At 68.6% G+C, this 22,478-nt stretch carries 21 protein-coding genes; 12 read left to right on the forward strand and 9 right to left on the reverse strand.

Annotated features, from left to right (window positions below):
• Positions 1-43: 43 nt before the first annotated feature.
• Positions 44-1,222, forward strand: coding sequence for an FAD-dependent monooxygenase (locus ACZ5ZX_RS37185; RefSeq protein ID WP_465506669.1), 1,179 nt, complete (start codon positions 44-46; stop codon positions 1,220-1,222).
• A 1-nt stretch (position 1,223) separates the two neighbouring features.
• Here the strand turns inward: ACZ5ZX_RS37185 and ACZ5ZX_RS37190 are convergent, their stop codons facing one another.
• Positions 1,224-1,697, reverse strand: coding sequence for a MarR family winged helix-turn-helix transcriptional regulator (locus tag ACZ5ZX_RS37190; RefSeq protein ID WP_465506670.1), 474 nt, complete (start codon positions 1,695-1,697; stop codon positions 1,224-1,226).
• Positions 1,698-1,773: 76 nt separating this feature from the next.
• Here ACZ5ZX_RS37190 and ACZ5ZX_RS37195 point away from each other — a divergent pair, with 76 nt between their 5' ends.
• The 5 genes from ACZ5ZX_RS37195 to ACZ5ZX_RS37215 all read left to right on the forward strand — a co-directional run bounded on the left by ACZ5ZX_RS37195 (position 1,774) and on the right by ACZ5ZX_RS37215 (position 4,564).
• Positions 1,774-2,559: an ABC transporter permease gene (locus tag ACZ5ZX_RS37195; protein ID WP_465506671.1), complete on the forward strand. Its 786-nt coding sequence runs from the start codon at positions 1,774-1,776 to the stop codon at positions 2,557-2,559.
• A 158-nt stretch (positions 2,560-2,717) separates the two neighbouring features.
• A complete protein-coding gene (locus tag ACZ5ZX_RS37200; RefSeq protein ID WP_465506672.1) occupies positions 2,718-3,305 on the forward strand; it encodes an RNA polymerase sigma factor in 588 nt (195 codons plus the stop codon).
• Positions 3,296-3,865: an Asp23/Gls24 family envelope stress response protein gene (locus tag ACZ5ZX_RS37205; RefSeq protein WP_465506673.1), complete on the forward strand. Its 570-nt coding sequence runs from the start codon at positions 3,296-3,298 to the stop codon at positions 3,863-3,865. Before ACZ5ZX_RS37200 ends, ACZ5ZX_RS37205 begins: the two co-directional genes overlap by 10 nt.
• Complete coding sequence (locus ACZ5ZX_RS37210) at positions 3,855-4,262, forward strand: Asp23/Gls24 family envelope stress response protein (protein ID WP_465506674.1); 408 nt, start codon at positions 3,855-3,857, stop codon at positions 4,260-4,262. Before ACZ5ZX_RS37205 ends, ACZ5ZX_RS37210 begins: the two co-directional genes overlap by 11 nt.
• On the forward strand, positions 4,259-4,564 hold the full coding sequence (locus ACZ5ZX_RS37215) for a hypothetical protein (RefSeq protein ID WP_465506675.1): 306 nt from the start codon (positions 4,259-4,261) through the stop codon (positions 4,562-4,564). The genes ACZ5ZX_RS37210 and ACZ5ZX_RS37215 overlap by 4 nt, the downstream gene beginning before the upstream one ends.
• A gap of 71 nt (positions 4,565-4,635) precedes the next feature.
• On the opposite strand, the gene ACZ5ZX_RS37220 is transcribed toward ACZ5ZX_RS37215, so the two are convergent.
• A complete protein-coding gene (locus ACZ5ZX_RS37220; RefSeq protein WP_465506676.1) occupies positions 4,636-5,313 on the reverse strand; it encodes a fasciclin domain-containing protein in 678 nt (225 codons plus the stop codon).
• Positions 5,314-5,402: 89 nt separating this feature from the next.
• The gene (locus ACZ5ZX_RS37225) at positions 5,403-6,968 is read right to left on the reverse strand and encodes a molybdopterin-dependent oxidoreductase (RefSeq protein ID WP_465506677.1); all 1,566 of its coding nucleotides are present in this window, start codon (positions 6,966-6,968) and stop codon (positions 5,403-5,405) included.
• Between the two features lie 980 nt (positions 6,969-7,948).
• Between ACZ5ZX_RS37225 and argG the strand changes: the two genes are divergently transcribed.
• A complete protein-coding gene (argG, locus tag ACZ5ZX_RS37230) occupies positions 7,949-9,397 on the forward strand; it encodes an argininosuccinate synthase (protein ID WP_465506678.1) in 1,449 nt (482 codons plus the stop codon).
• Positions 9,398-9,494: 97 nt separating this feature from the next.
• Here the strand turns inward: argG and ACZ5ZX_RS37235 are convergent, their stop codons facing one another.
• Together ACZ5ZX_RS37235 and ACZ5ZX_RS37240 are read right to left on the reverse strand one after the other, a co-directional pair.
• Positions 9,495-10,784, reverse strand: a complete 1,290-nt coding sequence (locus ACZ5ZX_RS37235; RefSeq protein ID WP_465506679.1) for an SON protein — start codon at positions 10,782-10,784, stop codon at positions 9,495-9,497.
• A 117-nt stretch (positions 10,785-10,901) separates the two neighbouring features.
• The gene (locus tag ACZ5ZX_RS37240) at positions 10,902-12,086 is read right to left on the reverse strand and encodes a PQQ-dependent sugar dehydrogenase (RefSeq protein WP_465506680.1); all 1,185 of its coding nucleotides are present in this window, start codon (positions 12,084-12,086) and stop codon (positions 10,902-10,904) included.
• A 346-nt stretch (positions 12,087-12,432) separates the two neighbouring features.
• Here ACZ5ZX_RS37240 and ACZ5ZX_RS37245 point away from each other — a divergent pair, with 346 nt between their 5' ends.
• Positions 12,433-13,590 carry a thioester domain-containing protein gene (locus ACZ5ZX_RS37245; RefSeq protein ID WP_465506681.1) on the forward strand — a complete coding sequence of 386 codons (1,158 nt, stop codon included), beginning with the start codon at positions 12,433-12,435 and terminating at the stop codon, positions 13,588-13,590.
• A gap of 53 nt (positions 13,591-13,643) precedes the next feature.
• Here the strand turns inward: ACZ5ZX_RS37245 and ACZ5ZX_RS37250 are convergent, their stop codons facing one another.
• Entirely contained in the window at positions 13,644-14,387 is a 744-nt protein-coding gene (locus ACZ5ZX_RS37250; RefSeq protein ID WP_465506682.1) for an AraC family transcriptional regulator, read from the reverse strand.
• Positions 14,388-14,441: 54 nt separating this feature from the next.
• Between ACZ5ZX_RS37250 and ACZ5ZX_RS37255 the strand changes: the two genes are divergently transcribed.
• The 3 genes from ACZ5ZX_RS37255 (at position 14,442) to ACZ5ZX_RS37265 (ending at position 17,792) form a co-directional block, all read left to right on the forward strand.
• On the forward strand, positions 14,442-15,629 hold the full coding sequence (locus ACZ5ZX_RS37255; RefSeq protein ID WP_465506683.1) for an MFS transporter: 1,188 nt from the start codon (positions 14,442-14,444) through the stop codon (positions 15,627-15,629).
• Between the two features lie 89 nt (positions 15,630-15,718).
• Positions 15,719-17,029, forward strand: coding sequence for a lipase family protein (locus ACZ5ZX_RS37260; protein ID WP_465506684.1), 1,311 nt, complete (start codon positions 15,719-15,721; stop codon positions 17,027-17,029).
• Positions 17,030-17,114: 85 nt separating this feature from the next.
• Positions 17,115-17,792 (forward strand): TetR/AcrR family transcriptional regulator, encoded by a 678-nt coding sequence (locus ACZ5ZX_RS37265; RefSeq protein WP_465506685.1) that lies wholly within the window; start codon positions 17,115-17,117, stop codon positions 17,790-17,792.
• On the opposite strand, the gene ACZ5ZX_RS37270 is transcribed toward ACZ5ZX_RS37265, so the two are convergent.
• The 3 genes from ACZ5ZX_RS37270 to ACZ5ZX_RS37280 are packed head-to-tail and all read right to left on the reverse strand — an operon-like array spanning position 17,793 to position 21,030.
• The gene (locus ACZ5ZX_RS37270) at positions 17,793-18,644 is read right to left on the reverse strand and encodes an SDR family NAD(P)-dependent oxidoreductase (RefSeq protein ID WP_465506686.1); all 852 of its coding nucleotides are present in this window, start codon (positions 18,642-18,644) and stop codon (positions 17,793-17,795) included.
• The gene (locus tag ACZ5ZX_RS37275) at positions 18,641-19,540 is read right to left on the reverse strand and encodes an alpha/beta fold hydrolase (RefSeq protein ID WP_465506687.1); all 900 of its coding nucleotides are present in this window, start codon (positions 19,538-19,540) and stop codon (positions 18,641-18,643) included. The genes ACZ5ZX_RS37270 and ACZ5ZX_RS37275 overlap by 4 nt, the downstream gene beginning before the upstream one ends.
• Positions 19,537-21,030 (reverse strand): flavin-containing monooxygenase, encoded by a 1,494-nt coding sequence (locus tag ACZ5ZX_RS37280; protein ID WP_465506688.1) that lies wholly within the window; start codon positions 21,028-21,030, stop codon positions 19,537-19,539. The genes ACZ5ZX_RS37275 and ACZ5ZX_RS37280 overlap by 4 nt, the downstream gene beginning before the upstream one ends.
• 89 nt (positions 21,031-21,119) lie before the next feature.
• On the opposite strand from ACZ5ZX_RS37280, the gene ACZ5ZX_RS37285 reads away from it, so the two are divergent.
• Positions 21,120-22,364: a PucR family transcriptional regulator gene (locus ACZ5ZX_RS37285; RefSeq protein ID WP_465506689.1), complete on the forward strand. Its 1,245-nt coding sequence runs from the start codon at positions 21,120-21,122 to the stop codon at positions 22,362-22,364.
• The last annotated feature ends 114 nt before the right edge of the window (positions 22,365-22,478 follow it).

Below are 22,478 nucleotides of genomic sequence, written 5' to 3' on the forward strand. Positions count from 1 at the left end.
GATCGTCAGCGCTTCGTCAACGAGTGCCGCGAAGCTCCCGGTCATGACGAACAAGACAGTCCTCATTTCCGGCGCGAGCGTCGCCGGGCCCTCACTCGCCTTCTGGCTTGCCCGCCAGGGCTACGCGGTCACCGTCGTGGAACGGTCGGCGGCACTGCGCACCGGCGGCCAGGCGGTCGACTTCAAGGGCGCCACGCATCGCACGGTGCTGGACCGGATGGGGATCCTCGACGAGGTCTACCGCCGCCAGACCGGCGGTCACGATCAGACCATCATCGACGCCGAGGAACGACCGCTCGCCGTCATGCCCGGCGAGTTCACCGGTGGCGACGTCGAGATCCGGCGCGGTGATCTGGCCGAGCTCCTTTACGAACGGACGGCTCAGGACTGCGAATACGTCTTCGGCGACTCGGTCACCTCGCTCACCGAGACCTCCGGCGGGGTCGACGTCACCTTCGAACACGGTGACCCGAGGCGGTTCGATCTCGTCTTCGGCGCGGACGGCATCCACTCGGCCGTGCGGCGACTGGCGTTCGGCCCCGAGGCGGACCATGTGCGCTACCTCGGCCACTACTACGCCCTGGTCGAAACCGGCGAGCAGGACGACTTCCGCGGTGCCGGTGGCGTTTCCCTGATGTACAACGAACCCGGCCGCATGGCGGCCACGGGCGGGCCCAAGGCTTCCGCGTTCTTCGTGTTCGCCTCCCCCGAACTCACCTACGACCGCTACGACCTGGCTCAGCAGAAGGAGATTCTCGTCGCCGCGTTCGAGGGCGGCGGCTGGCGGCTGCCCGAACTGATGGAGGCGGTGAAGCGGTCGGACGAGGTCTACCTGGATTCGCTCAGCCGGGTCACGATGGACGGCTACTCCTCCGGCCGGGTCGCGCTCGTCGGGGATTCGGCCTACGGCAACACTTTGGGCGGCTTCGGCACCGGGCTCGCCGTCGTGGGCGCATATGTCCTGGCGGGTGAACTCGCCGCGGCGAACGGGAATCACGAGGTGGCCTTCCGCCGCTACGAAGAGAAGCTCCACGATTACGCCAAGATCGCCCGCGGCGCCTCCGCCGGCCAGTTCCTCGCGCCACCGACGAACCTGCGGATCAGTCTGCGCAACCAGATGTTCCGCCGCCGGTCCCTCCTGCGCGGGATGCTGTGGCTGACCGACAAGTTCGCCACCGACATCGTCCTCGACGACTATCCCGCGCTCGCCAGGCAGAGCTGACTCACAACGGCGGCGCGGCCCCCAGGCCCGGGGTGCCCTCGTCGCCGTGCTCGGCGACCTGGAGCAGGAGCCCCGCCGCCACCCGCACGATCTCCCGTTCGGCAGGGGTCAGCGTCTCTTCCAAGGCGCGGGCCAGCCAGCGGTTGCCGTCGCGCACGTGGGCGCGCAACGCGGCGTGACCGGCGTCGGTGATCGCGATCCGCTGGGCCCGGCGATCGTGCTCGTCGGGCCGCCGCGCCACGTGTCCGTCGGCTTCGAGGGCGTTCAGCACGCGGGTCAGCGACTGTGGCTGGAGACCCTCGATGGCCGCCAGCGCGGTGACCGTCAGCGGTCCGCTGTGCCGCAGATTCGCCAGCACCGACGTGGCGAGCCTGGTCAGCCCGCGGCCCTCACCGGGCTGCTCGGCCCTCAGCCGGGACGACAGCCGCGACACCGCCCAGCGCACGGACTCGGCGGCCTGAGAAGCTTCACTCACACTGCCACGCTATCACTTAACATTCCGAACCGGGCACTCGTACTTTCCAATCATTTGGAAAGCGTAAGCTTGGTTTATGGCGACGACCGCGAGCCCGTCATCGTGGCGGGTCTTCTGGGGCCTGCTGGAACGCGACCAGCTCGTCACGCGGAGACAGCTCGCCGGTGTCCTGGCGCAGGTCCTCATGCAGCCCTTGCTGATGCTGCTGGTCTTCGGGAAGGTCCTCGGCGCCCTCGGCTACACCCCGCCGGGCTACGCGCGGCTGCTGCTGCCCGGACTCGTCGCGCTGAACGCGTTCTTCGCCGCCGCGCAGAACGCGTCCTTCCCGCTGGCCATGGAATTCGCGACCCGCACCATCGAAAACCGGCTGCGGGCACCCGTTCCGCTCGCCTGGATCGTGATCGAGCGGATCTTCGCGGCGGCGGCGCGCGGGCTGATCACCGCCGTCCTGATGGTCCCGGTCGGCGCTCTCGTCCTCGGCGACCTCTCCTGGCACGCGCCCGGCCTCCCGGCGGCGTTCGGCTTCACGGTGCTCGGCTCGCTCGCGGGCGGCGCGGCCGGGGTGACGATCGGCTCACTCGTGCACCCTGCCCGGATCGGGATCACCTTCTCCCTGGTGATGCCCCCGTTGCTGTTCACCGGTTCCGCCCAGTTCCCGTTCCCCGGGCTCGCCGCGGTCCCCTGGTTCCGGGCGCTGTGCGCGGTCAATCCGATGACCTACGTCAGCGAGGGCCTGCGTGGCGCGCTGACCCCGCAGGTCCCCCATCTGCCCGGTTGGCTCTGCGGGGCCGCGCTGGTCGTCGCGCTGCTCGTGTTCACCCCCGTCGGCCTATGGGCGTTCCGCCGCCGCGCCATCACCTGACTTCCGGGTGCGCGATCTCCTCCGCCGTGTTCGGCTGGTCACCGGGACATCCGGGTTTCCCGCGTGACGTTTCCGGGGAAGCCGTGTCTTACGGGTGTCACCGGACGTGGGTGGCGTGAAGGGAGCTTCGGCATGGCAGCACTGCACAGGTGTGCTGGATGACGACGTCGGCGAAAGAGGACGTGACCGCACCCGCCGCCGGTGAGACGGTGCTGGACGACGCGACGCTGGTCGCGCGGGCCCGCGACGGCGAGATCCGCGCGTACGAGCAGCTCGTCCTGCGGTTCCAAGGGAACATGTACCGGCTGGCGCTGCGGATGCTCGGGAACAAGGGGGACGCCGAGGACGTCGTCCAGGAGGTGTTCCTCGTCGCTTGGAGACGGCTCGACCAGCTGCAGGAGAACGCGGCGTTCGTCGGCTGGCTCTACCGGATGACGACCAACCGGTGCCTGAACGTCATCCGCGCCAGGAAACCGGTGGCCGACGTCGAACTCGACCAGCAGGAGTCCGCCGGTTCCGCCGGGCGGCCGGACCGCGCCGCGGAAACGAGCGCGCAGATGGCGGCCCTGACCGGGGCACTGGACCAGCTGACCGCCGAGCAACGGGCCTGTTGGTTGTTGCGGGAGGTCCACGGCCGCTCCTACGAGGAGATCGCGAAGGCGATCGGGGCGACCACCACCGCGGTGCGCGGACGCATCGCACGAGCACGAGCACAGTTGGCGGAGGTGATGGCGCCATGGCGATGAACCACGCGACTCAGGACTACCTTCTGCCGTGCGGCCGTGATGTGGAACAGGTCTGGGAACGGCTCGACGAGGTCGACGCCGGACGGGCGGACGCGCACGAACTCGACTGCCCGCATTGCCGGGCCACCCGCGAAAGTCTCCGGGTGCTGCGCGGGCTGACCCACGAACTCGCCGACGACGACGCCGAGCCGTCGCCCGATCTCGTCGGCCGGATCATGTCCGCGGTCCGCGCCGAGGTACGGCGCCGGGACCTGGTGCCGCTGGCCAGCCCCGAACCGGGCGAGGTCCAGGTGAGCGATCAGGCCGTGGCAGCGGTGCTGCGGTTCGCCGCGGACACCGTCGACGGCGTCCGTGCCCGGCACTGCCGGGTCCGGCGATCGGCCGAAGACCCCTCGGACGCGCCGGGGGTGGACGTGGAATTGAGCCTCGCGATCGCTCACGATTTCCACGGCGACTCGCTGGAGGTCGTCCGGGACCGGGTCACCGCGGCCGCGGGCGCCCGCGTCGGCATCCGGCTGACCCGGCTGGATCTGGTGGTGGAGGACATCTATGACGCGTGAACAGCCGACGGCCCCGGCGGGACAGCTGGCCGAAACGGTGATCACCCCGCCGGTGATCGCGGCGGTCGCCGCGCACGCCGCGGCGAAGGTCCCCGGGGTGGCCCGCCTGGAACCCGGGCTACGCGGACTGGCCGGTTCGCTGACCCGGATCGCACGGCAGCGGATCAAGGGACTCGACCCGGCACCGACCGAAGGGGTCCGCGCGTTCGTCGAACACGATCCGCCGGACGTGCGGGTGGAGATCGACCTCTCGGTCACCGGGCTCGACCAGACCGCCGCGACCGCGCAGGCGGTACAGCGCGCGGTCAGCCGCGCCGTGACCGAGGCGACGGGGCTCATCCCCTCCGCCGTCTCGGTGACCGTTCTGGACATCGAAATCCGTGGAGGACTGTTGTGACCGCACGTGCCGAACTGACCGCGTCGCTGCTGAGCGCGCTCCGCGACGTACCGGGACTGCGTGCGGCGACGCCGTCCACCACCGCCGTCGCGGCGAACCTGCCGTGGGACATCGACGTGATGGCCGTCGACATCTCCGAGAACGTCGTCGAGATCCGCGTTGTCGCACTGAGCGTGCCGATCCCGCCGCTGACGGAGACCGCGGGCGCCGTCCTGCGCGCTGTACTGGCCGGAACCCCGTGGGAGAACGCGAGCCTGCGGATCGTCGTGACCGATGTGGACGCCGCCGCGCTGACTCCCTGACCCCTTGCCACGAAGATCGCGGTGGCCGCGCCCGAGGGCGTGGCCACCGCGATCAGTGGGGGGGGGAGGGGTCAGTTCTTGTTGGTGCCGGGGGTGAGCACCTTGTCGATGACGAAGACGGTGGCGTTCTTGGTCGGGATGTTGCCGCACAGGATCTTCGCGCCGTTGACGGTCATGTTCTCGCCGGAGCCTTCGATCTTGACCGGGCCGCCCGCGGTGTTCAGGCTGTCCACCGACTTGGCGGACTCCAGGCCCTTGGCGTCGTAACGCTTGCCGACGACGTGGTACTGCAGGATCGGGGCCAGCTGGTCCGGCTTGCCGGCGAGCTCGGCGAACTTCGCGTCACCCAGTGCGGCGAAGGCCGGGTCGGCGGGGGCGAACACGGTGATGGCCTGCTGGCTGTTGAGGGTGTCGACCAGGTTGGTGGCCTTGACCGCGGCGACCAGCTTGGTCAGCAGCGGGTTGGTCGAGGCGGCACTGGCGACGGGCTGCGGGCCCATCGAGTCCAGCGAGCCGGGCTCGTTGCCCTGCGGCAGCTTCGAACAGGCCGGGCCGAACACGTCGGCGTTGGTGGTGACCCCGTCACCGGAAGCGGCGCTGGACATCGGGGCCGACATCGAAGAGGACGGGGCGGGCGCGGGGGCACTGCTGGAGCTGCCGGACGAAGCGCTGTCGTTGCTGCTGCAGGCGGCCAGGGCCAGCGCGGTGACCGCGGTGAAACCGATTCCTGCGACGCGAAGCTTGCTCACGGAAAATCACTCCATTTGTTTTTTCGGGTTCTTGCCGGGTATTCGGATCTGTCACGAGATCGGATTGCCACTCTTTCGAGTGACCCCGATCACCGGGTGGTGAAAGTGATGGTGTGCCAGCCCGTCGCCCCGTCCGGAACCGTTCCGGCGCGGGCGTCGGTCTGGGTGTAGCCGGATTTGTCGGTCGCGCGGACGATGGCCTGATGGCTGCCGGCCGGGAGATCGAATTCGGTCCACCACATCCGCCAGGTGTTGCGGCCCACTTCACGGGAAAGTGTTGCGGGCTGCCAGTTTCCGGAGCCGACGCGGACTTCGACCCGGTCGATGCCGGTGTGCTGCGCCCACGCCACACCCGAAATACGGACCTTGCCGGCGGATACCGTTTCGAATCCTTTCGGACTGTCGATCCTGGACTGCGTTTTGATCGGGGCCTGTTCGCCCCAGCCGCGGTCGAGCCAGTAGGCCCGGCGCGCTTTCCAGGTGGTGATCTCGAGGTCTTTGACCCATTTCGTCGCCGAGACGTAGCCGTAAAGACCGGGGATGACCAGGCGGGCGGGAAAACCGTGTTCGACCGGCAGCGGTTCCCCGTTCATCCCGATCGCCAGCATCGCTCCCCGCTCCGGATCGAGCGCGGCGGCGACCGGACTGCCGGAGGTCCAGCCGTCGACACTGGTGGAGAAGATCTGTTCGGCACCCGGGAGGATTTCGGCCTCCCGCAACAGATCCCCGAGATCGATGCCGATGAAGTTCGCCGTGGACACGTAGGAACCGCCGACTTCGTTGGACACGCACGTCATGGTGATCGTGCGTTCGATCAGCGGCCGGTCCCGGATGTCGGAATAGCTGTACCGCGTTTCGTTGGCCACCATGCCGTGCAGACGGAGACTCCAGTCCTCGGTCCGGACCTGCGGCACGGACAGGGCGGTGTCCACGCGATAGAAGTCGCGGTTCGAGGTGAGGAACGTCGGCGTGCCCAGTTTGGCGAAGTCCGCGTCGGCCGGGATCGACGGCGCCGCACGGACCGGCACGAGCCGCCCGACGGCCGCCCGCGAGGACTCGGCGTCACGGCTTCCGGCGAGGAGCTGTCCTCCAGCCCCCGCCGCACCCGCGGCGACGACGGCACCGGCCCCGGCCAGCAGCACCGACCGGCGTGACGGGGAGACTTCGCCATCCGGCGTCTCTTCTGCCGCGAGCACCCTCGCCATGGCCAGGCGGTGCAGCCAGAAGAACACGGCCACTCCGGCGATCAGGCTGGCCAGCGGCGCCAGCAGCGCGACCGCGGAAAGGTCGGGCCGCTGAGAGACGGCGAATCCGCCCAGCAGCCCGAACGCGGCGATCAGCACGAGCCCCGGAACGGGCGACCGCCGCGAGGCGACCCCCGCCGCCGCGGCAGCGAGCACCATCACCACGGCCATACCGCCGAGCAGCACGAGTTTGTCGTAGACGCCGAACGTGCGGACCGCGAAGTCCTTCAGCTCGACCGGCGTCAGGTCGATCGCCCCGTTGCCGACCGCCAGATACGGCGAGGCGTTGGCGTTGACGAAGCCGGCGACCAGATGCCCGGCCGCCAGCGCCGCGGCGAGGGCCACGACGCCGAGCGCCGCCGCCCCGGACAGCGGGAGGCGTCGATCCTGGCTCGCTCGCGAAGTCTTCATATGAGGTATTCGCGGCCGACTCGGTCGCGGACTGGTTTTTCTTGAAATACAAGGAAAACAGCTAATTCGCAGAAGGTCTCGTGGAGTATTCGAAGCGGGCGCGCCCTCGGACAGGTCACGAAACGGACACGGGCACGGCCTGCGGTGCGCGTTCCCGGCTCGTGCAGGGGGACCAGCCTCCCCGAACTTCCCCAGTACCTGAAGGCTCCCTTCCTTGCGCTCGAGGTCAGGGGTCCGGCGAAGTCGCATAACTGCCGGCCGGGTCCATGCCCGGCTCTTGGCTGTCCACAAGGGACACTTTCGAGAAACCGATGCCCGTTTTGGGTGATTTGCGCGATTTCACGAGGGGGTCGTGAGTGGCAATGAGGGTTCTAACCCTCATTAGCACTCACGACCCCACGTCGAACCGTACATAGCGACATCAATCGGACACGCAACCATCCGGCGGCACCCCTTTTTGGGTGGCGGAACCCGTCGCGATGGCCCCGGCGGGAGCGTGCTCACGCAAAGGGGCCACACCCGACCCTCGACCGTCCACAAGAGACACTTCGCGAGACAAATGTGCCCGACTTGTTCGACTTGCACGGTTTCGCGAGAAGGTCGTGAGTGGCAAAGAGGGTTCTAACCCTCATTGCCACTCACGACCCCCCGGAAGAACCGCGCATAGCGACATCAATCGGACACTTAGTCGTCCAGCCTGGCCCCTTGTGGACGTTGAAGCCCCGCTGACGTCCTACGCAAGGAAGGGGGCCTTCATGTACTTCATGCGAACCCAGGGCGGCGCTACTTTCGCAGCGTCGGCGGCCGGACGCCTGCCCGCTTGCCACCGCGCACCGGCGGCGGGCTCGCGACGACGCGGGTCGACGAGCCAGCCCTTCAGTCGACCGACGGGGACCCACGCCGGTCAGCCGCCACCCACCCGAGTTGCCCTGCTCACCCCGGCTTGCATGGTCATACACACCTATGCATATACTTCCATCATGTCCAAGGTACTCACCTCTCTGCCTGTCGGCGAACGCGTCGGGATCGCCTTCTCCGGCGGCCTCGACACCTCGGTAGCGGTCGCGTGGATGCGCGAGAAGGGTGCAGTGCCGTGCACCTACACCGCTGACATCGGCCAGTACGACGAGCCCGACATCGCCTCGGTCCCCGGCCGGGCGAAGGCCTACGGCGCCGAAATCGCGCGTGCCGTCGACTGCAAGGCCGCACTGGTCGAGGAAGGGCTCGCGGCGCTGGCCTGCGGCGCCTTCCACATCCGCAACGGCGGTCGCACCTACTTCAACACCACCCCGCTCGGCCGCGCGGTCACCGGCACCCTGCTGGTGCGCGCGATGCTCGAGGACGACGTCCAGATCTGGGGCGACGGCTCCACCTTCAAGGGCAACGACATCGAGCGGTTCTACCGCTACGGCCTGCTCGCGAACCCGTCCCTGCGGATCTACAAACCCTGGCTGGACGCCGCGTTCGTCAGCGAGCTCGGCGGCCGCAAGGAGATGTCCGAGTGGCTGCAGGCACACGGGCTGCCGTACCGGGACAGCACCGAGAAGGCCTACTCCACCGACGCGAACATCTGGGGCGCCACCCACGAGGCCAAGTCGCTGGAGCACCTCGACACCGGCATCGAGATCGTGAACCCGATCATGGGCGTCCGGTTCTGGGACCCTGAGGTCGAGATCGCGCCGGAGGACGTCACGATCGGCTTCGAGCAGGGCCGCCCGGTGACGATCAACGGCAAGGAGTTCGCCACCGCGGTCGATCTGGTCCTGGAGGCCAACGCCATCGGCGGGCGGCACGGTCTCGGCATGTCCGACCAGATCGAGAACCGGATCATCGAGGCCAAGAGCCGCGGCATCTACGAGGCGCCGGGGATGGCGCTGCTGCACGCGGCGTACGAGCGGCTCGTCAACGCGATCCACAACGAGGACACCCTCGCCAGCTACCACAACGAGGGACGGCGACTCGGCAGGCTCATGTACGAGGGCCGCTGGCTGGACCCGCAGGCGATGATGCTGCGCGAGTCGCTGCAGCGCTGGGTCGGCGCGGCCGTCACCGGCGAGGTCACCCTGCGGCTGCGGCGCGGCGAGGACTACTCGATCCTCGACACCACCGGCCCGTTCTTCAGCTACCACCCGGACAAGCTGTCGATGGAGCGCACCGAGGATTCGGCGTTCGGCCCGGTGGACCGGATCGGCCAGCTCACCATGCGCAACCTCGACATCGCCGACTCGCGCGCCAAGCTCGAGCAGTACGCCGAACTCGGCATGGTCGGGGGCGCGCACCCGACGCTGATCGGCGCCGCGCAGGCGGCGTCGACCGGCCTGATCGGGGCGATGGACGCGGGCGGCGCCCAGGCGATCGCCTCGCGCGGCAAGGCTTCGGGCGACGACGAGCTGCTCGACCACGCGGCCATCGAATTCGGCACGGACTGACCCGAAAGCAATAACGGGACGCGAAAGCGCCGGGCGCGCGGCATCGAAGCCGTTCGCCCGGCGCTGTTCTGTCTTCCGGCCGAGGACAGGGCGGCGATCACCGGCCGCCGATCTCGGCCCGCCTCCGCCCCAGTTCGTCGACGAGCCGGGTGATCTCGACCTCGCCGATCGCTTCGGCCAGCACGGAAACCGCCGCGATGCTCTGGATCTGATACTGGACCGGCACGCCGCCGGAGTCCCGTGATCGTGCCTCGGCGTCCGCCTTCTTCTCCGCTTCGACGGAGGCGAAGACACCGCCGGCGCCGCCGTTGACACAACTGATCGACCCGGAGGCGTTCAGCGGCAGGGTCGCGGTGTTCCGGCAGCTTCCCGCGCCGCGGCCCTCGATGGTCACGTTCGCGGTCATGGTGGCGTTGACCTGGCCGGTGACCTTCCCGCCGCTGTTCGCCGACGCGGAGTTCGACACGTTGGCGGTCACCGTGCATCCCGAGGTGCCGCAGGCGACCGTGGCGGCGCCGTCCATGTCGAACCGCACACCGGTGTCGACCGCGCCGGAGAGCTTCTTGGTGTTCGACACCAGATCTTCGTAGACGGCGTCGGTCTCCTGCGGCGACAGAGCGTCCACATCGGACTCGCCCATGCCCGCGCCCGAGGGGAGCTCAGGTCGCGACTCCGGCCCTGGCATCGTCGGCAGCCTCGGTACGGACGGCATCCCGCCGGGCACCTTCACCGAGTACCGGAGCAGACGATGTGGTGCCTCCTTCGAGACGTAGAGGTCTCCAGCGGGCGTGCTCGCCTTGATCGCCGGAACGTCCCGGACCGACTCGTTCTGGTCGCCGTCGATCTCCTCCGCCCGCTCCAGCGCCTCGCGCAACCGGGCGGCGAGTTTCTCCGGCGCTTCGAACTGCTGCAGCACCGGGCCGAACAACGCTTCCTCACCGGTGATCCAGCGATCCTTGAGGTCTTCGGCGGCCGAAGAGTCCGCTTGCGAGCCGGGCAGCATGCCGTCGGGCGCCTTGAAATAGACCTTGCCGCCGACGACGAGGATCTCGATGTTCCGGCCCTGGAAGGAGATCGTGCCGGACGTCTCGCCGAACGCCGTCGTCTTGACGTCGGTCTTGATCATCCCGCCGACCGCGGAGGTGCTGTTGCGGACCGCCGGCGCCGAAGCGAGTCCCGCGAGCGCCTGCTCGAAGGGCTCGCGGCCCGCTTTCGAAGGCCACAGCAGCCAGGTCGTCAATCCGGCGACGAGCACGACCACGAGTCCGGCGATGCCGCCGAACAGGAGCCACCGCCGGGATTTCCCGGCGGGCGGCGCCGGGGCCGGTTGGGGGACCCAGCCCTGCGGCGGCCACTGCGCGCCTTCGGGTGGGAATGTGTGCTCCACGTCGCCTCCATCGCTGAATACACCAGACGGCATCACGCTATGGAGGGATGATGAAAACTTGATGAAACGCCGGCCGGGCCCTCGGCCGCGCCGGGCGGACGCGGCCGAGGACCGGGTTCACCCCTTGCGGGCGAACGAGATCCGGTGCAGCCCACCGGGTTGCTCGTCGGCCAGGTACAGCTCGCCGTTCTGGTCGGTGCCGAACGTGGTGGCGTCGAGCGGGAACTCGCCGATCCGGGCGCTTTCGTGGCTACCGTCGGCCTTCTTGCGCACGGCCCAGGCGGTGCCCTGGCAGAAGTCGGTGGCGAGGTAGGTCCCGCCTGCCAGCGAAGCGTGTTTCCTGCCGCGATAGACGTACCCGCCGATCACCGCGCAGCCTTCGGCGCCGGAGACGTAGTGGAAGACCGGATCGGTGTAACTCACGCCGTCCTCGCACCGCTCCTGGTCGAACACGACCGGACCTTCCTTGCAGGACCAGCCGAAATTCACGCCGCCCTTGCCCGCTGCGATGTGGTCGACCTCCTCGAACCGGCCCTGGCCGACGTCACCGATCCACAGCGAGCCGTCTGCCGGATCGAAGGAGAACCGCCACGGATTCCGCAGCCCGTACGACCAGATCTCCGGCCGCGCACCGGCCACCCCGACGAACGGGTTGCCCGCCGGGACGCAGTACCGCAGCGGACGGCACGCGCGGTTGACGTCGATGCGCAGGATCTTGCCGAGCAGTGTGTCCAGCCGCTGCCCGCCGGCCAGCGGATCGGCCGCGCCGCCGCCGTCGCCGATCCCCCAGTACAGGTACCCGTCGGGGCCGAACGCCAGCTGACCGCCGTTGTGGTTGGGGAATTCCGAATGCGGTTGCGTCAGCAATTCGGTGAGTTCGCCGGTGTCCAGCCGGAGCCGTCCCAGCGTCACCGCGCTGTCGGATTTGCGGGTGTAGGCGACGTAGACCCGTTTGTCCTTGGCGACGGCCAGCCCGAGCAGCCCGCGTTCGACGTCCGCGCCGTTCACCTTGTCGCTGATGTCCACGACCGGTTTGGCGGCGAGCCCGGTCCTGGGATGGTAGGCCCGGACGACGCCTCTCTTCTCCACGACGAGGATCCGGCCGCTCCCGTCGTTGAGCGCCGTGATCGCGGTCGGATTCACCAGCCCGGACGCGACCTTGGTCGCCGTGGCGGTCAGTTCACCGAGTGGGATTCCCCCGGCTGCCTGGGGTTCCGCACTGCTCGCCGCCGGAAGGAGTGCTCCGGCCAAGGCGAGTCCTGCCACCAGGGACAACCCCCGGCGAAGGTGCCATCGCGTCATGTGGACTCCAATCACCGTTGAATGGTCTGGTCCAATTCAACAGCGACCGGAGCAGCGGTGGTACCTCCGGATGCGAGCTTCTTGTCGGTTTGTTTCCCCCGCCGGCCTTGCGACATGCACAGAGGCCGGCCATCTACTCGCCCCAGATCGTTTCCGTCGCGTTCATCCTTCTTTCGGGGCAATTCGGACATTGCCCATGCCCCGGAGTAGCCACTTGTGTGACCTCTGTATGCTCCGCTCTCGCTCGATGGGATTACTCATCCCCTATTCGGGCGAGCCGTTGCGGTCGGGGCCTGTGGTCGCACACGGCACTGGCATTCGTGGTCCGCGTTCGGATGGGAGACACATGCACGGCAGGTCAGTTCTGGTTCGCGGCGGGATCGCGGTGGCTTCCGCGGCCGTCGCGCTGACGATGGCCGCTCCGGCCGCCCTCGCCGACGACGGCGCGGCGCGTGGCCGCGTCATCGACGGTGTCGGCCAGAGGGGCTACAGCGTCAACTTCGGAGACCCCAAGCACTACGTCCCGCAGTTGTTCGAGCTCAAGCTTTCCGACGGCAGCAAGCTCAAGATGTACTGCGTCCAGGTCGAGGTCGGCATGCGCACCGACCAGGACATGGTCGAGCGCCCGTGGAACAAGTACCCGGACGCCGCCTCGCCGTTCAACAAGAACAACGCGAAGATCAACTGGGTCCTGCACCACGGCTACCCGGTGGTCGGCCTGAAAGCGCTCGAAGGCGTCCTGGGCAAGAACTCGGTCAAGGTCAACGATGGTCTGTCCGCCGGCGAAGCCGTCACCGCGACGCAGGCCGCCGTCTGGCACTTCAGCGACGGCAAGGACCTCGACCGCGAGAAGCCGCTGATGGACGCGGACGCCAAATCGTCGGCCGACGTGCTGGCCCTCTACGACTACCTCACCGGCAAGGACAACGCCGGTATCGGGCAGCAGCCGAAGCCGACCCTGGACATCGGCCCGGCCAAGGCCTCGGGCGCGACCGGCACCCGGATCGGCCCGTTCAGCGTCGCCACCACCGGTGACATCACCGAGCTGACGAGCAAGCTGCCCGAGGGCGTCAAGGTCACCGACGCCGACGGCAAGGAGATCAAGGCCGGTGCCATCAAGGACGGCACCAAGGTCTACGTCGACGTTCCCAAGGACGCCAAGGACGGCTCCGGTTCGTTCGCGCTGAAGGTCAGTGGTCACCTCGACACCGGCCGTCTGTTCGTGGGCGAGAACTACGCCAAGGTCCCCGCCCAGTCGCTGATCGTCGCGGAGTCCGAGAAGACCTCGGTCGTCGCGAACGCCACCGCGAGCTGGAAGCAGGGCGGCGCGCCCGCCACCGACACCCCGGCCCCCACCACCCCCGGTGGCGCCGAATCGGGCGGCGGCAACGAGCTGGCGAACACCGGCGCTTCCGCGACCCTGCCGCTGGTCATCGGCGGCTCGCTCCTCGGCGCGGGTGTGCTGATGGTGCTGCTGGTGCGTCGTCGCCGTAGCGAGGCGTAAGAAAGTCTGAACGAAGAAGGGGCCGGTCCACTGTGGACCGGCCCTTTCTTCGTTCACCGGTCGTAGTGCGTACCCGGCGTATGCCCGAAGGCACGGCGGAAGACGTCGATGAACGCGCTGGTGGACGCCCAGCCGCAGGCATGCGCCACCGCGGTCACCGGGGTGTTCTCGGCGAGGAGGACCAGCGCGCGATAGAGCCGCAGCTGGGTCCGCCATTGCGGGAACGTCATGCCGAGATCGGCCTTGAAGAGCCGGGTGAGGGTGCGATCGCTCGCCCCGACCCGGGCGCCCAGTACGGCCAGCGTCCGGTTGTCGGCCGGATCGGCGCTCAGGATCTCGCACAGCGCACGCAACCGCGGATCGCCGGGCGTCGGCAGGTGCAGCGGTCGCTGGGGTGAGGCACGAAGCTGGTCGAGCAGGACAGCGCGCAGCCGTCGCCGTTCCGGGGTGTCCGCGCGCGGTGGGCCGGTGTAGGCGCGGATCAGCTCGCGCAGGAGCGGGCCGACGGCCAGCACGCCCGGTTCGGTCAGCCCCAACGGGTTCTCGGTGGCCGGCAGGCCGACGAGGTGGAGTTCGAGGTCGCCGTGCGCCTGATGGGCGTGCACGGTTCCGGCCGGGATCCAGATGGCCCTTGTGGCCGGAGCGACCCAGGAGCCCCTGTCGGTGGTGACGGCCAGTACCCCGCGGGCGGCGTAGACGACCTGGTGCTCCTCGTGGCGATGCGCGTCGACCGTCGTGCCGGAGGCCAAGGACCGGACCTGGGTCGGCGCCGCGGGCAAGTGGCGGATTTCCGTCATCGTTTGTCATTTTATCGGAAGCGCGACACGGTCGCCCGCGACGAGCATGGCCGCATGTCGAAACACAGAGCGATCATCTTCCTGTCCGCCGGGCATGCCTGCGTTGACGTGTACCAGGGTTCGGTGGCCGCGCTGGTGCCGTTCTTCGCCGCCGAGCGCGCCTACGGATACGCCGCTGTTTCGGGCATCGTGCTGGCCGCGTCTCTGCTGTCTTCGGTGGCGCAACCCTTGTTCGGCGCGCTGACCGACCGATGGGCGATGCCGTGGCTGCTGCCGTCGAGCACGATCCTCGGCGGGGTCGGCATCGGACTCGGCGGGTTCGTCGGTTCCTACCCGCTGACGCTGGTTTTCGTGGCGCTGTCCGGCATCGGCGTGGCCGCCTACCATCCCGAAGCGGCCAGGGCCGCGAGGACCGCGAGCGGCGGCAGCCATACCGCGATGGGCTGGTTCTCTCTCGGCGGGAACATCGGATTCGCGGCCGCCCCCGTACTCGTCGCGGTGGTCATGGCGATCGGCGGGCTGCCGGCGTCTCCCCTGCTCGTCGTCCCGGCCCTGGCCGGCGCCGTGCTCTGCCTTCCCGTCCTGCGCGCGCTCGCCAAGCCCTCGCCGTCAGGCGGCCGCGGTGACAGCGAGGTGGCGGGATCCGACGACTGGAAGTCGTTCGGGAAGCTGTCGCTGGCCGTCGTCTTCCGCTCGATCGTCTTCATCGGACTGAGCACTTTCGTCTCGCTTTACGCCCAGGAACGGACCGGCGGCGGGACGACGACCGGCAGCGCCGCGCTGTTCCTGCTTTTCCTCGGCGGGGCCGTGGGCACCCTGCTGGGCAGCGGACTGGCGGACCGCTGGGGGCGGGTCGCCCTCGTGCGCTGGTCGTATCTGGGCACGATCGTCGCGGTCGCGGGGGTCGTGCTCGTCCCCGGCCCCGGCTTCTTCCTGTTCGTCCCGCTGGCCGCGGTGGGCCTGTACATCCCCTTCTCGCTGCAGATCACGCTGTCGCAGGACTACCTGCCCACCCGGGTCGGCACCGCCAGCGGCGTCACCCTCGGCCTGACGGTCAGCGTCGGCGGCCTCGCGAGTCCCGTCATCGGCACGATCGCCGATCACACGTCGCTTCAAACGGCGTTGCTGCCACTGATCGCCTTGCCCGCTTTGTGCTGGATCACAACCCGGACCTTGTCCGAGCCGGGCTCCGTCCAAACCGGAACGTCTCACGGAGAATCAATGTCAAAATTGCGTCGATAAATCATGTACGCATCTGTACATCATGAGTTACCGGCTGGTAGGTTCCGGATCATCCCACTGTGATCCACTTCATGATTCAAAGGGGAGTCATGATCCAAAAGCCCGCACGCCTGCTGGCCGTCGCGATCGCTCTCGTCCTCGCTTTCGTCGCCGCGCCCGCCGCCACCGCCGCTTCCGGAACCGATGCGTTCTACCGCTACGACGGCAACGAACCGCTGTCGTCGTACAGCCCCGGAACCGTGTTGAAGACCCGGACGCTGAATTACCACGTCATCGGCATTTCGACGCCGCTCAAGGTGACCCAGCTGCTCTACCGGACCACCGACGCGCTGGGGAAACCGTCCGCCAACGTCACCTCGGTGCTCCGCAGCCTCACCGGAGACAGCACCAAAGCCGTTTCGTACCAGTCGTTCTACGACTCGCTCAATCCCGAGCACGGTCCGTCGCGGGCGATCGCCGGTGACGTGTCGCTCGGCGGCCTGATCGCGAACGCGGAGTCACTGCTCATCGCACCCTCCCTGTTGCAGGGCTACAACGTCGTCATTCCCGACACCGAAGGACAGGACGCGAACTTCGCGGCCGGGCCGGAATACGGCACCAACACGCTGGATTCCATCCGCGCCGCCACCCGCGCCCCGGAAACGGGAATGAACGACAAAACGCGCTTCGGTCTCCTCGGGTATTCGGGAGGCGCCATCGCGACCGGTTGGGCGGCGGCACTCGCGCCCGGTTACGCGCCCGAGGTCAACAAGAATCTCGTCGGGTTCACCGAGGGCGGGGTGCTCGTCAAACCCTCGCACAATCTCAAGTACGTCAACGGAAGTGTCGCGTGGACCGGCGTGATCCCGATGGCGCTCATCGGCATCGCGCGGTCCTTCGAAATCGATCTCAAGCCGTACGCGAACTCTTATGGCCTCCAGGTGCTCAAGGACATGGAGAAGGCGTCGATCGTCGACGCGCTCGGCCGCTATCCCGGGCTGACGTGGGAAAAGTTCGTCAAACCCGAATACGCCAACCCGAATACCGTGCTGCCCTACGTCGAGGCCGTGAACAAGGTCAACATCGGTTCCGCGCCGACGCCCACCGTCCCGGCTTTCATCGCGCAGGGCAACAACGGCGTCCTGGAAGGCACTTTCGGCAGTCCGCCGGGTATCGGGACCGGCGACGGCGTGATGGTCGCGGGCGACGTGCGCTCACTCGCCCGGCAGTACTGCGAAACCGGCAACAAGTCGATCAAGTACGACCAGTACAACACGCTGAGCCACGTCGGGGCGGCCGTCGTCTGGGCGCCGCTGGCGCTCGGCTGGCTCAACGACCGGTTCGCGGGCAAAACCGCGCCGTCCAGCTGCGGGAAGATCGCACCCGGCAACTCCCTCGCGCCGGAAGTGCCGGTCGGCTGATCGCGCGCACGGATGTCCGTGAAGGCCTCCTTCCCTACTCTCAAAGTAGGGAAGGAGGCCTTCACGGGCCGGTACCGTGCTGCGGGTGACCGAGCGAGACCCCGCCGCCCTTCCGGCCCGCCGCAAGCTGCCGAAGGGGCCGCACCACCTCAGCCGCGACGAGGTCGCGGGCACTCAGCGCGCGCGGCTGATCGACGCGGTCCTGGAGAACACCGGGACCCGCGGCTACGTCGCCACCACCATCGGCCACATCACCGCCACCGCGGGCGTGTCGCGAACCTCGTTCTACGAGCAGTTCACCGGCAAGCAGGACGCGTTCCTCGCCGCCTACCGCCAGACCACCGCCGAGTTCATCGCGCAGGGCGTCGCCGTGGCCACCGAGGCCGCGACCCCGGTGGAAGCGGTCACCGCCTGCTGCGACTTCCTCGTCGACTACGTGCACCGCCGTCCGACGGCCGTCCGCGCCGTCCTGCTGGAGATCTACGCGCTGGGCGACGCCGGGCTCGAAGCGCGGGAAACCACCCTGCGCGCGGGGGAAGCCGTCTTCGACCGGACGGCGAAATGGCTGCGTGCCACCGATCCCGCGCTGCCGTCGCCGCCGCCGTTCACCGCGCGGGCGGTCGTCGCCGCGACGATCGAGCTGATCACCCAGGCCATCTGGAACGCCACCGAGGACGCCTACGGCCAGGCCAGGGAGGCCGTCCGCTACACCTGGCTGCTCGGCTTGTTCGGGCACCAGGGCATCGACGCCTCCCTGACTTGATCACGAGCGGGCGAAGCGCCGCCGTTCGAAGTCGACGATCAGCTTCGGGTAGAGCCTCGGGAGCAGCCGGACGAGCCTGTCGACCAGTTTGGCGTCGTTGCCGACGAGGACCCGCGGGTTTCCGGCTTCGACGCCGTCGACGATGATGCGCGCGGCCCGTTCGGCCGGCATCTTGAGCAGTTTTTCGTTGTACAGCCGGACCCGCTCCAGCTGCTCGGCGGTGGGCTCGATACCACGGGCCTGGGCTTCCTTCAGTGCCGACGAGGCGATGCCGGTCTTGACCCCGCCCGGGTGCACCACCGTCACCCGCACGGGGTGCCGGTCACGGATCATCTCGGTGCGCAACGCCTCGGTGAAGCCGCGGACACCGAACTTGCTGGCGCAGTAGGCGGTGAGCGTCGGCTGGGCCATGAAACCGTTGAGGCTGGAGACGTTGACGACGTGTCCGTCACCGGAATCGATCAGATGCGGCAGAAAGGCCTTGGTGCCGTTGATGACGCCGAAGAGATTTACGGCCAGCGTGCGGTCGTAGCTCTCCCAGTCGGTTTCGAGGATCGTCTGACCGCCGCCCGCGATTCCGGCGTTGTTGTAGATCTGGTGCACCACACCGAATTGGCCGGCGACCGTGGCCGCGTACTCCTCGACGGCCGGCCGGTCGCTGACGTCGAGCGCGGCACCTTGTACGTCCGCGCCGAGGGCCTTGACTTCGGCGACCGTCTCGGCGAGACCGGTTTCGTCCACATCGGACACCGCGAGCCGGGCACCGCGCCTCGCCAGTTCCAGCGCAAGCTGCCGTCCGATTCCGGAGCCCGCGCCGGTGACGACTGCGACCTTGCCACGAACGGCGTTCATCGGGATTCTCCTGCCGGGTTCAAAGCCAGTTCGGTGGTGAGTTCGACGAGCCGATCGACGAGGTCGGGGGCGATGTGGTGGCCCATCCCGGGGATTTCGACGTAATGGGCGCCGTTCACGGCCTCGGCGGTCGCGCGCCCGCCGCTGTGGTGGACCATCCGGTCGCTGTCGCCGTGGACGACGATCGTCGGGCACGTGATGCGGCCGAGTTCGGCGGTCCGGTCGCCGCTGGCCTGGATCGCGCCGATCTGGCGGGCGATGCCGCTGCGGGCCCGCCGCCCGCCCGCTCGTTCCCACAGGCCGGTGGCCCAGGCCGTTTCGACGTCCTTGTCCAGCGGGAACGTGGCCGAGCCGAGATGACCCATCATCGACAGGTGCCCGACCACCGATTCCTCGACCGTCCGGGCGGGCCGCCTCGCCATGCGCAGCAACGTCGACCGCGCCGGCTGCCCGACCTTGCGGTGCCCCGTGGTGGAGAAGATCGACGTCAGCGACAGAACACGGCCGGGGTTCCTGGCTGCGACGGTCTGCGCGATCATGCCGCCCATCGACATCCCGACCAGGTGTGTGCTCTCGACGCCCAGGTGGTCCAGCAGACCGACGGTGTCGGCGGCCATGTCGCCCAGGTCGTAGGCACCCGGAAGGGGTTTGGCCAGCAGCTGCCGGAGTTTGCCGGGATTCGGCGCCTTGATGCGATCCGAACAACCCGCGTCCCGGTTGTCGAACCGGATGACGCGGAAGCCCTGGCCGGTGAACCCGTCGATCATCCGCCGCGGCCAGGACGTGAGGTCGAGCCCGAGACCGGCGATGAGCACCAGCGGCGTGCCGTCGGCGGGCCCGTCCTGGCGGTAGCAGATCCGCGGGCCACCGGGAAGGTCGGCGAAGTGGTCGGTCACGAGCTCACCGATTCCCGGACCTCGGCGCGGGAGAAGTGCAGCTCGGGATCGGTGATGTCGTCCGCGCGCAGCAGCTTGATGTCGGAGTGGTAGCTCATCGAAGTCAGCCACGGCATGCGATCGCCCTGACGCGGGAGCTGGTCGAGGGCGCGCTGGACGTATCCCGCGGCGAAGTCCAGGAACGGCCGCGTCGGCATGTCCGGGTCGGCGAGGACGGGACGGCAGACGTCGTAGCCATGGGCGTCCATATGCGCGAGCAGGCGGCAGAAATGCTCGCACAGCAGGCCGATCTTGAGGGTCCACGACGAGTTCGTGTAGCCGATCGCGAACGCCAGGTTCGGCACGCCCGAGAGCATCATTCCCTTGTAGGCGACGGTTTCCGAGAGCACGACCGGTTCGCCGTCGACACTGAACGACGCACCGCCGAACACCTGGAGGTTCAGGCCGGTGGCGGTGACGATGACGTCCGCCTCCAGCTCCCGGCCGGATTCCAGCAGGATCCCCTTTTCGGTGAACGTGGCGATCTTGTCGGTGACCACGTCGGCGTCACCCTTGCGGATGGCCGCGAACAGGTCACCGCCGGGCACCGCGCACAACCGCTGGTCCCACGGGTCGTACGGCGGGTTGAAGTGCTCGTCGACCGGATAGCCCTCGGGAAGCTGCTTCTTGTTGACGTAGCGGATGAGCGAGCGGGCGAGCTTGGGGAACTTCTGGCAGAACTGCCAGACCGCGAGCCCCTTCCGGATGTTCTTGCGGCGGGTGAGCGCGTAGGCCCGCTCCTCACCGAGGATCTTGCGGAGGCCGTTGGCGATCTTGTCCTCGCGCGGTACCGGCATCACGTAGGTCGGGGTGCGCTGCAGCATCGTGACGTGCGCCGCCGTTCCGGCCATCGCCGGGATCAGGGTGACCGCGGTGGCGCCGCTGCCGATCACGACGACGCGCTTGCCGTCGTAATCGAGGTCTTCCGGCCAGTGCTGCGGATGCACGATCGTGCCCTGGAAGCGGTCCCGGCCTGGGAAGTCCGGGGTGAAGCCCTCGTCGTAGCGGTAGTAGCCGCCGGCGTTGAACAGCCAGCCCGCGCTCAGCCGGATGCGCTCGCCGGTGTCGGTCCGTTCGATCTCGAGCAGCCAGCGGGCCTCGTCACTCGACCAATCCGCCGAGACCACCTTGTGGTGGTACCGGATGCTGGGTTCGAGGCCGTTCTCGGTGACCGTCTCACGCAGGTACGACAGGATCCGCGGCGCGTCGGCGATGGACTGCTTGTCCCGCCACGGCTTGAACTCGTACCCGAACGTGTGCAGGTCGGAGTCCGAGCGGATGCCGGGGTACCGGAACAGGTCCCAGGTGCCGCCGGACGCGCCGCGGGCCTCCAGGATGGCGAACTTCTTGCCCGGGTTCTCGGTCTTCAGGTAGCGCGCGGCCCCGATCCCGGAAATCCCGGCACCGATGATGACCACGTCGAGGTGCTCGACGGGTGTGCTCGTCGTCATGCGGTACTCCAGCCTCGTCTCGGTTCCCTCCACGATGCGGGTTCGCCGAGGGATTGCGCTAGTGCTATCTGCATCACCATCATGGACCCATGGTGCAAAGTGCCGCAGCGCGATGGCCCACCCTGTCGTCGGAGGCGCGGGATCTCTTCCGGCGCGGGGCGGAGATCGTCCTGCATCCCCGCGCCGAATGGATCGAGGAGCTGCACGAGGCCTCGCTCGGCGGGGACAGTATGCGCGCGGTCGCCGAAGACCCGGTGCTCACCGAGGGGACCAAACGCGCGAACCTGGCGAACCTCCTGCACTGGGCGGCCGCCAACGTGCAGCATCCGGGCAGGCGGGTCCCCGCCAACCTGAACCAGGAAGTGCTCGACGGCGCCCGTGACATGGTGCGCCGGGGCTTCGACTCCGGCGGCCTCGACGCCTACCGGCGGGCCCAAGGCGTGGCCTGGCGGCGGTGGATCGAGATCTGCTTCGATCTCACCTCCGATCCCGTCCTGCTCCGTGAACTGCTGGACGTCTCGTCGCTGTCGATCACCACGTTCATCGAGGACACCGTGGCGGCGGTGTCCGAGCGGATGGCCGCCGAACGCACCGAACTGACCCGCGGCGCCCACGCCGAACGACGCGCCGCGGTCACCCTGCTGCTGGAAGGCGCGCCCATCAGCCGATCGCGGGCGGAAGCGCAGCTGGGTTATCCGCTCGCCGGGCCCCATACGGCCGCGATCGTCTGGAGCGGCTCGGCCACGCCGTCGTCCCAGCAGCTCGAAACCGCTGCGGAGACACTCATGCGGGCCAGCGGCGCTTCGCACCGGCTCACCGTCGTCGCCAGCGCCGCCGCTCTCTGGGTCTGGCTGCCCGGCCGGACCCCGCCGCGAGCGGACCGGCTCGCCGAAGAACTCGCGCCGCACCCCGACGTCCGGGTGGCGCTGGGGCGGCCCGGCAGCGGTATCGACGGCTTCCGGCGCAGCCATCTGGACGCCGCCGCCACGCAGCGGATGCTCGCCCGGCTCACCTCACCGCAGCAGATCGCGCGCTACCAGGACATCCAGCTGCTCGCCCTGCTCACCGGCGATCCGGCACAGGCCGGCGAATTCGTCGCCGACACCCTCGGCGAGCTCCGGCACGCCGACGAGGAAACGCGGGAGACCGTCCGGTCCTATGTGCGCGAACTGGGCAACACGACACGGACCGCCGAACGGCTCTACACCCACCGGAACACCGTCGTGCGGCGGCTGGCGCGGGCGGACGAGCTGCTGCCCCGGCCGTTGGCGGAGAACGCGGTGAACGTGGCCGTCGCGCTGGAGACGTTGCGGTGGCTGGGAAGCGGGGCTTGAGCGCTGCGGTGGCCGTTCGGTACCTGTGGTCGTGTTTGGGCCATTGGGTTAATAAACCAATAACGACAAAAAAACCGCCGGGTGTTCCGGGTGAGGGAAAAGTCAAGTTTCTAC

Source organism: Amycolatopsis sp. NPDC033938 (assembly GCF_055575975.1).